The sequence below is a fragment of the Desulfonatronum parangueonense genome (assembly GCF_054656975.1).
In genome coordinates this window covers 484030-498885 of the sequence record NZ_BAAHXH010000003.1, presented here as the reverse complement: position 1 = coordinate 498885, position 14856 = coordinate 484030, and the positions used below count along the sequence as shown (strand labels likewise).

Sequence of the window (14856 nt, the reverse complement as noted above, 5' to 3'; positions counted from 1 at the left end):
CTACTTTTCCCAGTTTGTACTCTCTTCACCAATCATGTTCAAGCGCCACTTCCATCACATCTCTTTGTTTTACCACATCCTTCCTGCTGCCAAATGATCCCACGAAACCGCCGACAGCCGAGAACAGCAATGGCATCCGTTGCAGACATCCCGTGGGGTTGCCATATCCTGCAAAGTGCAACAGCTTTCATCGCGCCATGCGCCATACAAGATCAACCATATCTTTTTGACGAATCAATCTCAGGAGAAGCCTCATGACCATACCCAGGGCATTGCGCCCATTCCACCTGCTCCTGCTGTCAGCACTGGCGTTGTTTCTCATCGTGGGCTTGCGGTCAATCGCCGAAGCACGTGAAAACTCCGACGCCATCCTGAACGAGGCGCCGACCCAGCCCGCGCCAGTCGAACCCACGGAGGAGCCTGCCGTCATTCAGAACCTGGACAACAGACTGGAGACATCGCGCGCCCAATTGGCCGGCATAGCCCGGTCCATTGAAGAACGGCGCAAGCACCTCAACGAACTGCGACTTCAGGTAGCCACTGCCGAAACAGCTTCCGAACGAGCCGAACTGGAAGCGGACATTGCTGAATTGGAACGGTTGATCCAGGCCTCCAGAATCGCTTTTGAATCCATTGCCACGGGTGGCATAGACAGCAACATCTTCAAGGACGAACCCGATCTCCCTTTCAATTGGCAACAAGAGCTCTTTGATATCATCGAACCCTTTCTGGAACAGATCAAAGGCTTCACCGAAACGCCACGCACCATTGAACGACTGAATCGCCAAATCGCGCAGGATCAGGCCAGGTTGAACGCGGTCGAGAGAGCTTTGGCCAATATTGCCTCTGTCAGTGCCGCGGTCGAGGACAAGCAACTTCTGCAGCGGCTGCAAGCCCTGGAAAAGTCATGGCTTCAGCGCAGGTCAGACCTGCTGCTGGAAATTGAACTGCTGAATTTCCAGTTGAAGGAATTGCGGGAAGAGCAGGATACGTTCTGGAGCATGCTCCATCAGGGTCTGCTGTCCTTTGTCCAGGGCAGAGGCTTGATCCTGCTGCTGGCGATTGTCGCCACCGGAGGCATCTGGTTCCTGCTGCAAACCCTGCCCAGGGTCTTTCAGCGCGGAAAAGGAAGCCAGCCGCCCGTAAAACGCAAGCCCTACGCTCGCCTGATGACCGTCGGCTACCAGGTGTTTTCCGTGCTCGCGGCCTTGTGCGTTCTGCTTCTTGTGCTCTATGTTTCCGGAGACTGGCTGCTGCTTGGTTTTGCCATGATCATTCTCGTGCTGATAGCGGTCGGTTCCAGAACCTATCTGCCTCGTTTCATGACCGAAGTCCGGATGTTGCTGGACATGGGGCCGGTCCGGGAAGGAGAACGAATCATCCTGAACGGCGTGCCCTGGGAGATCAAGAATCTGAACATGTACTCCACGCTGGTCAATCCGGAACTGCAAGGCGGCATTCTGCGCCGCCCCCTCGCGGAACTGTCCGAGATGGTCTCTCGTCCGGACGAGCCGGATGAGCCATGGTTTCCCACCCGGCAAGGGGATTTCGTGATGCTCTCCGACGGCACCTACGGCCAGGTCATGCTCCAAACCCCGGATGTTGTCCAAGTCAAGCACGTCGGATCGGTCCGCACCTTCTCCACCGGCGCCTTCCTTGGGTCCTCCCCGCGCAACCTCTCCCGCAACGGATTCGGCTTCGCCGTGACCTTCGGCATCGACTACCAGCACCAGGCCATCTGCCTGGATGAAGTCCCGCAAGTTTTCGACGCCGCCGTAACCGAGGCTCTGCAGCGTTCGTTCGAGGAGAGCGTGGAATCAGTATTTGTGGATTTCACGGCAGCCGGATCATCGTCTCTGGACTACCTGATCTACGTGATGATGAACGGCAGTGCGGCAGGTTCGTACTGGGCCGTCGGCCGCACCATCCAGAAGGCCTGCGTACAGGTCTGCAACGAACGAGGCTGGGTAATCCCCTTCAATCAGCTTACGGTTCACCAGGGGGATGGCTTTGAAGCCCTGCGCACGACACAACGCAAACCCGGCTGAACCTGTTTGACAGCAATTCGTTGAATTTATAAAATTTCAATATTGACTTGAAAAGTAACCTCAGTAATTGCGGTTGCCGAATCTGGCATCGGAATCTAATTCGACGGGAATACACCATTTGATGCAAGCACTTCTTCGCGTCGTCCTTCTTGCCGTTGCGGGTCTGCTCCTGATGTCCGGCTTGGCCCGGGCCCAGTTGGACGCTCTCCGGGACATTCTCCCCGATGCCCTGCAGCAGACCCTGTTCGGTTCGGACGCCTATCGGGTGGAATTCCGTGGCGAGTTGGACAACGGGCTGAAAGAGGTCCTGCGGTCCGTCTCGGAAACCTACGCCCTGCGGGAGCGCCTTCCAGCCACTCCGCAAATGCTGGAACGCCGCGCCGGAAGCGATATCCAGAACCTGCAGCGTGGACTGCGATCCGAAGGCTATTACGACGCTCAGGTTGAAGTACAGGTCAATCATGATGACTCCCCGCCCCGAGTCGTCTATCTGGTGCGCCCGGGACCAGCCTACACCCTGAAAGCCGTCAACTTTAGCGGCCCGTTGTCCGAGCTGAAAGCGGATCTGCCTCCACTCGACGCTGAAACCGTGAACCTGAATCTGAACAATAGGGCTCGCGCTCCGGAAATCGAGCAGGGCGTGAGTGAGCTGCGGAGTTACTTGCGGGAACACGGTCATCCCTTTCCTCGGGTGGCGCTCAAGGAAGCCCTGGTGGATCATGAACTCCGAACCATATCCGTTACCTACTCTTTCGACCCAGGGCCACTGGTCCGCTTCGGCCCCCTCATCTTTCTGGGGCTGGAGCGTGTACATCCCGACTATATCGTGGACAGGGTCCCTTGGTCGGATGATCAACTGTACCAGGCCTCTCTGCTGAACCGACTGCGCTCGGACTTGATGCTGACCGGGCTGTTCACCATGGTGGACGTATCACATGGGGATATCACCCACCGCGGCACCGATGGCGAAAAGACACTGCCCATCTCCGTTTCCGTTGTTGAACGGGTCCCCAGAACGGTCAAGGCCGGAGTATCCTACGAAACGGATACCGGATTCGGCACTGCGCTGGAATGGGAGCATCGAAACATCCTGGGCCGGGGTCAACGTCTGCGCACCAGGCTGGATCTGGCCGAAAAGCGGGAAATGCTTACCGCGGATTTTACCGTGCCTGATTTTCTGGAAGAATCCCAGTTGGAACTCGTGGCGAATCTCGGTCGGGAACAGACAGAAGCCCTGGAGAGCAAGCGCATCGCCCTGGGCGCCAAGTTGAGCCGCCAACTGGACGAATTCTGGTACGCCAGTTTCGGTGCAAACTACCTGCTCACGGAAACGACGCAGCTGGGCAAGACCCAAACTTACGGCCTGTTTTCCACACCCGGCGAACTGACCTGGGACAAGCGAGACGATATTCTCAACCCTTCATCGGGCTGGCGGGTGCAACTGCGAGCAGAACCCTTCATCGACACTCTGGACATGCGCACCATGTTCTTCAAGCTCTCCAGCGGGCTCAGCGCCTACCTTTCCCTGGCAGCCGAAGATCGACTGGTGCTCGCCGCGCGGGGGGCCCTGGGATCGATCATGGGCGAGGGCAATCTCAGCCTGCCCCCGGACCAGCGCTTCTACGCCGGCGGCGGCGGCTCGATTCGCGGCTATGCGTACCAATCCGTCGGTCCCGAACTCGACGGCACGGTCATCGGCGGTCGGAGCATAGTGGAGACCAGCATGGAACTGCGTCTGCGCATGGCGAACAATTTCGGTTTGGTCGCTTTTCTGGACGGCGGCCAGGTCTTCTCCGAATCCAAGTTGCAGTTCAACGAGGATTTCATCTGGGGCGCCGGACTGGGCGCACGCTACTATACGGATTTCGCGCCCATTCGCCTGGACGTGGCCTTTCCGCTGAACAGGCGGGACAGGGATGATGCGTTCCAGGTGTACGTCAGTATTGGTCAGGCTTTCTGAGTCTACTGCAACTCCTTTGCTGATCCATGTACAAGATTATTTACCACGAAGAGCACGAAGGACACGAAGGATGGATGTCTTGTAGGTATTGTACATGCGCAGTGCGGCATCAGGTATTTCGTTTTTCTGTCTTCCTCGGTGCCCTTCGTGCTCTTCGTGGTTGTATATTCAACTTGAAACCAGAAATACAAGTCCGCCTGTAACTACTCAGCAGAGCCAGAAAAAGACCTGGATACCGGCCTTCGCTGGTATGACTAGCGTGGGAAGGCTTGCCCAGATACGTCATTCCGGCGAAAGCCGGAATCCAGTGCTGGAGAATGATCATGCTCCGTATGTGCTGAGTAGTTACGTCCGCCTCAGAATTAGCTGAATGGTTACGTCTGCGACCATTAATCAGCTGAGGTCCGGGTTGCCATTGGTCATGACAAACTTACAATGCTTCATTCTGATTATTACTGATTATTCAGTTTCAATGATCGACAACGATTCAGCCGTATAAGATCATTTCGATTCCGATTTCGATTTCGATTTCGATTTCGATTTCGATTTCGGACTGGTCGGGGATTCTGGTTGATATGGCAATATAGGTGTTGATGTGGAAATGAACGAATCGACTCCGAAGCGTCGGTGGTGGGTATACCTTCTACTTGTTCCGCCGCTGCTGGTGATTTTTATTCTTGGCGCGACGATTCTTTTTCTGCGTACGGATTACGGGCTGGAACGGGTCGAGAGGGTTTTGAACCGCACCCTGATTGATGTGGGAGGGCAGAACATTGCTCTCAATGGGTTGCACGGCCGTTTCCCGTTTGACCTGCGCCTGGACGAACTGCGCCTGGCCGATGTCGAGGGAACCTGGCTGGAGCTCGACGATCTCATGTTGCGCTGGTCCGGCCGGGATCTGCTGGCGGCCAGGCTGCGCATCCATGAACTCAGCGCCACTCGTCTGGAATTGCTGCGCACGCCGGTTGCGGAAGAGGTCGAACGCGACCCCCGGGAACCCTCTCGAGGCATCGATCTGCCGGAGAGCTTTCCGCGGATCGTCATTGAAGATCTGGCCGTCCAGGAAATCATCCTGGACGAAGCCGTGGCCGGAGAACGCATTGTCCTGCAACTCCAGGCGGAACTGCTTGCCGAAAGCCATGAGCTTTTGGCTGACCTGAGGGTCGAGTCCCTGGCCGGGCCGGCCGGAGAAGCCGGACTGCTCGTCCTGCATGTGGGATACATCCAGGATGCGAATCTGCTCACATTGCAATCCGAATTCTCCGATCCTCAAGGCTCCCTTGCGCCCTTGCTCGGTCTGCCCGCTGCCACCCCGCTGGCATTGCGCCTGGACGGGGACGGACCGCCGGCGGCATGGAGCGGGACATTCCATCTGGAAGCTGGGCAGCTTATCTCCGTGGCCAGCGATCTGGCCTTGGATTGGCAGGATCACCCCAGCCTGAGCTGGACAGGGGATTTTTTTCTGGACTCCTCTCTGCTGCCCCATCCGGCGGACAGCTATCTCCCCCGCACAAACTTCCGCATCCTTGCCGCCATGCCGGATGCGCGGCAGGTTGAACTGAGCGAAGTCTCTGTACGCAACCCGTTGCTGGAACTGTTCCTGGGTGCGCATCTTGATCTGCGTCAGGCCGCCTTGCGTGGCGAACTCCAGGCAAATGTGCTGAACACCTCTCCATTGGGTGAACTCACGGGCCTGGAACTGGGACCGGAGATTCTCCTGCACAGCCGCTTTGACGGCCCGTTCACCGCTCCGGATATCGACCTCGCCCTGCATTTGACCCGGTTCGCGGCCGACCCGGCCCGGATAGCCGGCCTGGAACTGACATCTTCCGTTCACTTCCAACAACGGCAGTGGGATTCGAGCCAGGTCGTCTCGGCCCGCGGCACGTTGAAAGCGCAAGGCGTGGATGTGCCGAATACGGCATTGCCGAATGATCTGGTATCGGAATTCGACATGCACTACCGGCTGGACGACAATTTCCTGGACCTGAAATCTCTTACGCTGAGCGGAGAAGGCTTGGCCCTCCAGGCCGCGGGCGGGTACGCCCTGAACCGGAACCACCTGGAGGCCCGCCTCGACCTCCTGCCGTCCCAGATCCAGCCCTGGCTGGCCCTGCATGACCAGGATTTCGAGGGCCTGCTTGATCTTCAGATCACGGCACAGGGCGTGGTGCATCCCCTGGACCTCCAATTAAACGTCCAGGCCGCCCTGGAAGAAGCAGGCGGTCTGCCGGCTCCCCTGCCCCAATTGCTGGGCCAACGGATCGATCTAGCCACCCGGCTCAGCCTGCTCTCGGATGCGGATGATCCATCCCGATCCGGGCTCCACCGGATTCAGGCTGAAAACATTTGGCTGCACGCCGATGGTCTGGATCTCTCTGCCGATGCCGCCTACACCCTCGAAACCCGCCAACTTGCGGCCCAGGCCGTCCTGAATTTGCCTGACCTGGCCCTTGCATCGCCGGATCCGGAACTGGGATTGGACGGGGCAGCCATGCTGGAAGTCCGGGCTCAAGGAGATGTCAGTGAGAATCTTTCGCTCGACGGCGAATTGTTTAGCGACAACCTTCGGATAGCAGACCTGGATGCCTTTCCCCTTCGCCTTGTATTGCACACCGACGCGCTGCCCGGAAACCCGCAAGGCTCGCTCTCCCTTGTCACATCGCCGATGCAGACCGACCTTGCCGCGGAAACGGACTTTGCTTTGGACGACAATCTGCTCCGTTTTTCCAGACTGATCCTCACCCTCCCCGATGGCACGCTGTCCGGTCGCGGCGCCATCGAACTGGAAACGCAACTCGTGACGTCCCAGATTGAGGGCCGGATCAGGGATATCAAAGCACTGAGCGCGCTTGCCGGTCAAAACATGAGCGGCGCTCTGGATCTTCAGCTCGACCTCCAGCCGGACGGCCCAATCCAGAACGCCCGGCTCAATCTTGTTCTGGACAATCTTCTGGCTGAGTTCGGAACCCTGTCCCGCATGTCGGTCCAGGCCGAGGCCCGAGATATTCGCGGGGTTGCCGGGCAGCCGCATCTCGACGCAGCGGTGGCGGCCCGCGATTTTCACACCGGCGAGACCCGTGTGGACGTCCTGGAAGCCGGAGCCAGGGGAACTCTTTCCGACATCGCCCTGAACGCCGCGGCACAAGGGTATGCCCTGCACCCCTTCGATCTTCGAGTTCAGGCAGCCTCCGCCGAAATGGAAGCCGGCCGCGTCATCCGCCTGCAAAACCTGAACGGAGTCTGGGCCGGACAAAATCTTGCATTGGCCGATCCGGTGACCATTACCTTGGCTGGAGACGACGTTTCAGCCTCCCCATTGCTCCTGGAATTCGGAGCGGCCATTGTTCGCGCGGAGGCACAGCTCTCCAGGGACACGGCGGATCTGCGCCTGGGCGTGGAAGACCTGCCCCTCCACCTTTTCACCCCGAATGTTCAGGGCACGCTCACCCTGGGCGCGGTGCTGCACGGACCCAAATCGGCCCTGCGGGGCGACGTGACCCTGCTTGGGAGCGATCTTGCTCCGTCGGTCACCGGTCTGGAGGAGATTCCATTCCTGGATCTGCAGGCCGATGCCGTTCTGGATGGCACGTCGATGAGGCTGTACGCCGAACTGCGCGAAAAGGGGCTCGCCGAAGCCCTGCTCCAGGCCCAAGGGCAGACGCGGATGCGGCTGAGCCTCGAACCGCCAGGCCTGGACCTGCCCAGGAGCGAACCCGTGACGGCATCCGTCGTCGGCAATCTGGATCTGGGCTGGCTGGGAGACATTGTTCTCCCGGACAGCCAGTTGCTCAGCGGCCTGCTCGGCGTGGACTTCCAGCTCGCCGGAACCATTGATGCACCGGACCCCAATGGACGCATTCATGTCCGCGGGGGCGGATATCAGCATCTCCTGCAGGGCGTGCTGATCAGGGATGTGGAAGGAGATGCATGGATCACATCGGAACAGTTCACCCTGGAATCGCTGACCGCCACGGACGGAGCCCAGGGCACGCTGCGCATGGAAGGCCGGGCCGATCTCGATCCCGAGCAGAACTTTCCTTTCCGTTTCACCGTAAACGGCGCCAATATGAACGTTCTGGACAGTCCCCAGGCACGGGCTCGACTGTCCCGGCTGGCCATGGAAGTCACCGGAACCACCGGTGCTCAGGAAGTCAGCGGGCAGGTGGATCTGGACCGGGTCGAGGTGTTTCTCAGGGATCTGGGAGGCCCGCGGGTCGTGGATCTTGATGTCGTGGATGTTCATAAACCAAGAGATGACGCGGAAGATGGCGGCTTCGCCCCTCCCATCCCGCCCCTTGCCCTGGATGTCGGGGTCCATTTTCCCAACCGGGTCTTCGTGCGCGGCCGGGGTCTGGATTCGGAATGGGGAGGGAACCTGCACATCTCCGGGACTGCCGCGGAACCGATCATTCGCGGGGAAATCAGGCCCCAGAGAGGCCGCCTGGATCTTTTGGGCAAGCGCTTCACCATTGACGAGGACAGCGTCATCCAGTTCACCGGCAGCAGTCCGCCGATGCCTTACGTGAACCTGATAGCCTCTCAGACCAGACGCGACCCGGACGGGGAAAAAACATTCACCGTGCGCATCTCCGGCGTGCCCCCGGACATCAGCCCGCCGACCCTTGAATCCGATCCTCCCCTGCCCCAGGACGAGATCCTGGCCCAAATGCTCTTCGGCCGCACCCTGGCCAGAATCTCGCCCACCCAGGCCGCGCAACTTGCCCTGGCGGCCCGGGAACTGGCCGGACACGGCGGAGGGCTGGACATCATGGGCACGGCCCGGGACATCCTGCACCTGGACGATCTGGACGTGGTCACCGGTCAAGGCGGCGACATGAGCCTGCGCGCCGGAAAGCATATCAACGAGCGGGTCTATCTGCGCCTGGACAGGGACATGAAAACCGGAGAGGAGACCATGTCCGCGGATATCGACCTGACCCCCAGGATCAGCCTCGAAAGCACCCTCGGCCCGAGAGGCGGCGGACTGGGGTTGTTCTGGAAACGGGATTATTGAGGGTGCAGATTTTTTTGTACAAAAATTGTAACCATTCAGCACATCATCCGTATGGTCACAAATCCGCACTGGATACCGGCTTTCGCCGGAATGACACATTGAAAAACCCGTTTCCACGTCAGTCATGCCGGCGAAAGCCGGTAACTGCTCAATAAGGCAGGGCAACCAACCACCGCGGATCCGTGCTGCCTGGATACCGGCCTGCGCCGGTATGACGGAGTGGAGTACCTCGAAAGCGAGTTCTCTCAGTCGTCACCCCGGCGCAGGCCGGGGTCCAGGTGTTTTTTCTATGGTCACTGCCCGGAGTTATTGAGTAGTTACGAAAGCCGGTATCCAGGTCTTTTTCTGATTTTGCTGAATAGTTACCAAAAATTGCCTTAACTATTCAGCACATACGGGACATGACAATTCTCCAGCACTGGATTCCGACGTTCGCCGGAATGACATAGCATTTCATGTCGTTTGAAGTCAGTCATACCGGTGAAAGTCCGAGCTACCGGGCAAACCCAATCATTCCCGGTAATCTACCAGCCATATTCCTGTAAACATCCACGCCTTCCCCCCTAAAGCCTCCTCCAAGGTCTCCCCAAAAAGCGTCTTGCCCAATCTCGGGATCGCCACAGGTAGTTGTTTTTCCCGCCGAAGCGAGTTGACGGCCAGCCCTGGGCTGGCCATTTCCATTGGGATGAATACTATTTTGGTAACGACTCAGCTTGAAGCAGGAAAATCAGGATAGCTCTCAAGACCTGTTGCAAGCATGATCTGGATTTCCGCCTTCGCGGGAACGGCATTGTTTTTCATGTCGTTTCCGGGTCAGTCATATCCGCGAAAGGTGGATATCCAACCTTTTTTTTTAATTCGGATTACCTGAGGCCACTGCAAAAAATTCGTGGGTTCTATCCACAAACTTGGAGCTTCCGGCAAATGTTGTTTTTTTTGATCACTAACCACTGATCACTGACCACAGCTTGGTGCAAAAATTACTTTTTGCACCAAGCTCATGACCTGAGCAGTTACAATATTTTCTTCTCAAGTATGACCTGCAAAGAGATCTATAACATGGACTTTGCTCATGATGAAAATTGGCGCAGTACTTAACGAGAACTCCGGGTCACTGCCGTTCCAGCAGAAAATGAATCGTCTTGAAGCGATAAAAATGAATCTTCTTGCCCGCATGCCTCCAGAATATTTGGCTGTTGTCGCAGGAGACCAGATCCGGAAAGAGATCGAGCGTCTTCAAGAACAAGGCATTGAGATGCTTGTTGTCGGCGGGGGTGATGGGACCGTGAGTACCGCCGCAAACATTCTGGCAAACACGGAAACTTTGCTTGTCGTGCTCCCTCTGGGCACAAAAAACAATTTTTGCCGCGACCTCGGCATTCCTCTGGAGTCCATGGAAGCTCTCCGCCTCATGGATACCATGCAGATCAAGCAAGTTGATCTTGGAGAAGTGAACAGGATCAAGTTCATCAATAATGTATCTCTTGGAATTTATCCTAAAATGGTAGCGGAGCGTGATGAAATCAGGAAGAAGCGAGGATGGCGGAAATGGTCAGCCCAGATTGTGGCTGCGATCATCGCCTTACGAGAAATGCCAAACATGAAGTTGGTTCTTGAGGATGAAATCTATAATGTTAAGCGTTTCACCCCTTTGGTATTTGTGGGAAATAATGAGTATCAAGGAGGATTTGACTCGGATTTCCACCGGCCCGCCATCAATAAAGGAAAACTTTGGCTCTGCATGGCGTGTTCCTTGGGGTTTCTGCCATTACTGCGCATGATTTATGTACTGAGCTTCAGGGGGATTCAGGAGATGGAAAATCTGGAGATGCGTTCCGTGAATAAATTGATCGTCCGTTCCCGTCGCAGAACACTGAAAGCGGCGATAGACGGTGAAATCCATAAAATGTCGATGCCGCTTCAGTTCCGCAGCCTTGCAAAAGCATTACGAGTTGCCGTGCCATGAAAATACTCGCTCATATTTCCGATCTGCATTTTGGCAGGGAAGATCTCCAAGTAGCGGAAGGCTTGGTTACGGATCTTCATCTACAACAGCCCCACCTGGTAATAAACAGCGGGGACTTCACCCAAAGAGCACGGAAAGCTCAGTACTTGAAAGCGGCTGAATTCATGAAACGTTTGCCGCAGCCCCAGCTATTCGTTCCAGGCAATCACGACATTCCTCTCTTCGATGTGGCCCGGCGGTTCTGGAGCCCTCTCAAGCGCTACAAAAACTACCTCACCGAGGAGATGATGCCTTTCTATCAGGATGATGACCTCCTGGTAATCGGTCTCAATACCGCTCGATCGTTCACCTGGAAAAACGGTCGGATCTCCCTTGCTCAAATTGAAGAAATGGAACGCGTGCTTTCAAAAGCACCGCGGACCGTATTCAAAATTGTCGTCACCCATCACCCCTTTATTCCCCCTCCGGGAGAGCAAGATGCCGGGATTTCCCTGGTGGGAAGAGCTCAACGGGCGCTGGATGTGATTGAACGGTGCGGCGTGGACCTTCTGATTTCCGGTCACTTGCATCACGGGTACACAGGAGACATCCGGACGTATTACCCTTCCACAAAGCGCTCCATCCTCGTGGTGCAGGCAGGAACAGCCATATCCCATCGCATCCGCGGCGAGCCCAACGGATACAACATCATCATGCTCAAGAAGGGGTGGATTGAAGTGCAGGTGAGACAATGGGTTGAAAACAAATTTACGGAGGGTGCAAAAGTTTCCTTCAGACTGGAGGAAGGTCACTGGATCCCACAGGCATAATGAAAAGGGTCCCGGACACATGCTCAGGAAGTATGAGCCGGGATTCCCGATCAGGAGTACAATAGGGTCGAAGAGAAAGGAACTACATCGATCGCTCAGGAAGAACTTCAGGGGAGGTTGAAATCATGGAAGAGATCGGAAAAAAAATATGGGTCATCGCGGAAGGATTCATTCCCGCGGACGACGAAACAAAAGACGACAAGTTCATCAGCCATGAAACAGCGTGCATCTTGAATCCCAACAAGGAAGAGGCGGAAATCGAAATAACCGTCTACTTTACCGACAAAGACCCCATCGGACCATATAAGATCAGACTTGCGGGCGAGAGAACGAATCATCTGCGTTTCAATGATCTCACTGAGCCGGCAAGGATTCCGCGCGATACGGATTTTTCCAGCATCATTCGCTCGAACCTGCCCATCGTGGTCCAGCACACACGACTGGACTCCAGAAGACCTGACATTGCCCTTCTTTCAACGCTGGCATTTGGTCAATGACGGCAGCGATGGTCAAGGCGGGTGCGTCCACCCGGCAGGACAGATTTTGGTCCTCCCGGCTGACTGCCCTGGACCACCCGGCTTCTGTTAAAAACTCTGCAACACTACAGCGACACTTTGCTATCCACCATCTGACCAAGTTGTTTGATCACGCGGCTCGCGGGGAAAGAAACTCTGGATATTGCCAAATCTGTTCCCCGTGATCCCCGTGGTTACATCTTCAGCAGTGTCGATTGCTTCCTCAAGATGTCGTTGCAGCTTAAATTCTTTTGTAACTACTCAGCGACACTAATGCTGTTGCCGGGTTTGGCTCGGAATCGGGGTCGGTATCGGTATCGGGATCGGTATCGGGATCGGGATCGGTATCGAAGCGAACCCATGTGGAAGGGCATTCGGTTTTTTTTTCGATACCGATTCCGACCCCGACCCCGATTACCGGAGAAAGAAGGTGTGCTGAATACTAACTCGCTATTTTGGTTGCAGGCACAGCCCGGGTTAGGATCAGAATTTGCAAAAATAGTTACCAAACATCGAAGCATCCAGAAAACCAAGGTGAACGATTGGTCCAGGGTTCCATCTTCTGGAATGTTTCCGACAGAAAAAATCAAGCCGTGCCGTCCGATCAGACAGGCTGCGGCTGCAATCATGATGAAGCCCTATTTCTTTGGATTCACTGACTTTTAATCATACCTTAATCAGGGGAGGACAAAATCATGGCCAGCAATTTTTTCGCGGAACTGAAAAAAGATCATGACGAACAAAGAGAGTTGACCAAAAAATTCAATCAGGCGGAGAATTCTTCAGAAAAGAAGAAATTGTTCCAAGAAATCAAGAAAGAGCTCAAACCCCACGTCAAAGGCGAAGAGGCTTCCGTTTTCCATCGCCTCAAGGACAGCAAGGACAAAGAAACCCGTCTTGAGACCCTGGAAAAGCTGGAAGAGCATGATGTGATGGAGTATTTGCTCGAAAAAGCCCAGAAATCGGATCAAGACAGTGAGGAATTTTGGGCACAAGTCAAAGTTTTGCTTGAAATTAATGAACATCACATCGACGAGGAAGAACAAGAAACCTTTTCCGCCATGAAAAAGGAGCTTTCAGATGATGAACTTGATTCACTCCTCAACAAGTTCAATCAAGAAAAGGAAAAGGTGAAAAAGGAAATTGGCTGAACCGATCACTGCTTGGTGCTGTTTGCACCAAGCAGTGGCCAGTGCTGAGTGACTTGTGGATAGTGAAACAGTATATTTCCGGAATCCATGAGACGAATTTTTCGTCTTTCAGGCTTTGGGACTGGCCTATCGATACATGGAAGTGATTGTAAATCGGGAGCAAGAGTTTCAATGAGGTGCATTATCAAGCTTGCATGGAGAAAGAGGACAGATGCCTGACCAGTATCCCCCCGGCCCTCCAGTGATCGAGCATCGCCCCGGCATTGTTGAAGAGCGTTGGTTTCGAACCGACCGGGTCCTTCTGCTTGGGGCTTTGGGCCTTCTAATCTGGTTGACCAGCGACGTTCTGCTGTTGATGTTCGCCAGCCTGCTGCTCGCTATCGGCCTGGATGGCTTGGCCGCGGGCATTGCCAGGCGTACCCCCTTTTCCCGGGGGTGGGCTCTGGCCCTTGTGCTCGCTCTGCTCACCAGCTCAATAGGACTCCTTGGCTACTGGCTCCTGCCGCGCTTTTTTGAACAGGTCGGCGATCTCTGGCAGACCTTTCTCGGCTTTCTTGAACAGGTACAGGAAAGGCTGTCCACCACCGGCTTGGAAGATCTGTTGTTCAACATGAACAATGAACAAGGTCAGGAGCAGTGGGCGGACATGGCCCAATCTGTCGTCGGGCATATCGCCACCGCCACGACGAGCGGAGTGAGCGCCATCGCCAGCCTGATCGTTTTGCTGGCGATCACGATTTTTGCCGTTGGAAATCCTGAACTCTATCGGCGCGGTTCACTGCGGCTGTTTCCCGTCCACCGCCGCCGACGCATGGATGAAACATTTTCAGCGGTTGCCCATGCCCTGCGCTGGTGGTTCCTGGGGCAGATCGTTTCCATGCTGCTGCTGGGCATCTCAGTCTCCATCGGCCTGATGCTGATCGGAATCGAACTCTGGCTCAGCCTTGGAGTGCTCACCGCGCTGCTGACCTTTATTCCATTCCTGGGTCCAATCATCGCGACCATCCCCATCGTCATGGTCGGGTTCGCCGAAGGCTTGCAAACCGGCCTGATCGTCCTGGCATTCTACCTGGTCATTCAAAATATCGAAGGGAACTTCATCGTGCCCATGATCCAGCATCGCGCCGTCAATCTGGCGCCGGCCCTGTTGATTTCAGTTCAAGTGCTGATGGGCGTTTTGTTCGGCGTCCTGGGCTTGATTCTCGCAGCACCGCTCACGGTTGCCGCCATGATCATGGTAAAAATGCTCTATATTGAGGATGTAGTGGAGAGCAACGCACAAGTCATTGCCCCGGCGTCCCCTCAATAGATCCTGGCTTTGGAATCAGATCTTGAATAATTACTGATTGATCTCTGCCAGCGTTGCAGACAGCTGTTCAGGCTGGGAGAT

8 protein-coding genes are annotated in these 14856 nt (G+C 55.7%); all 8 read left to right on the top strand.

What is annotated here, in order from left to right; genetic code table 11:
- Positions 1 to 254 precede the first annotated feature (254 nt).
- Positions 255 to 2048, top strand: a complete 1794-nt coding sequence (locus ACYQ15_RS02695; protein WP_459935983.1) for a hypothetical protein — start codon at positions 255 to 257, stop codon at positions 2046 to 2048.
- A 121-nt stretch (positions 2049 to 2169) separates the two neighbouring features.
- Positions 2170 to 4008, top strand: coding sequence for an autotransporter assembly complex protein TamA (locus ACYQ15_RS02690; protein ID WP_459935982.1), 1839 nt, complete (start codon positions 2170 to 2172; stop codon positions 4006 to 4008).
- Between the two features lie 601 nt (positions 4009 to 4609).
- Positions 4610 to 9025, top strand: a complete 4416-nt coding sequence (locus tag ACYQ15_RS02685) for a translocation/assembly module TamB domain-containing protein (RefSeq protein ID WP_459935981.1) — start codon at positions 4610 to 4612, stop codon at positions 9023 to 9025.
- A gap of 1072 nt (positions 9026 to 10097) precedes the next feature.
- On the top strand, positions 10098 to 10991 hold the full coding sequence (locus ACYQ15_RS02680; protein WP_459935980.1) for a diacylglycerol/lipid kinase family protein: 894 nt from the start codon (positions 10098 to 10100) through the stop codon (positions 10989 to 10991).
- Positions 10988 to 11800 (top strand): metallophosphoesterase family protein, encoded by an 813-nt coding sequence (locus tag ACYQ15_RS02675; RefSeq protein ID WP_459935979.1) that lies wholly within the window; start codon positions 10988 to 10990, stop codon positions 11798 to 11800. The genes ACYQ15_RS02680 and ACYQ15_RS02675 overlap by 4 nt, the downstream gene beginning before the upstream one ends.
- Positions 11801 to 11925: 125 nt before the next feature.
- Positions 11926 to 12297, top strand: coding sequence for a sensory rhodopsin transducer (locus tag ACYQ15_RS02670; protein WP_459935978.1), 372 nt, complete (start codon positions 11926 to 11928; stop codon positions 12295 to 12297).
- A 713-nt stretch (positions 12298 to 13010) separates the two neighbouring features.
- Entirely contained in the window at positions 13011 to 13466 is a 456-nt protein-coding gene (locus ACYQ15_RS02665) for a hemerythrin domain-containing protein (RefSeq protein ID WP_459935977.1), read from the top strand.
- A gap of 211 nt (positions 13467 to 13677) precedes the next feature.
- Positions 13678 to 14775 carry an AI-2E family transporter gene (locus ACYQ15_RS02660; protein WP_459935976.1) on the top strand — a complete coding sequence of 366 codons (1098 nt, stop codon included), beginning with the start codon at positions 13678 to 13680 and terminating at the stop codon, positions 14773 to 14775.
- Positions 14776 to 14856: the final 81 nt, after the last annotated feature.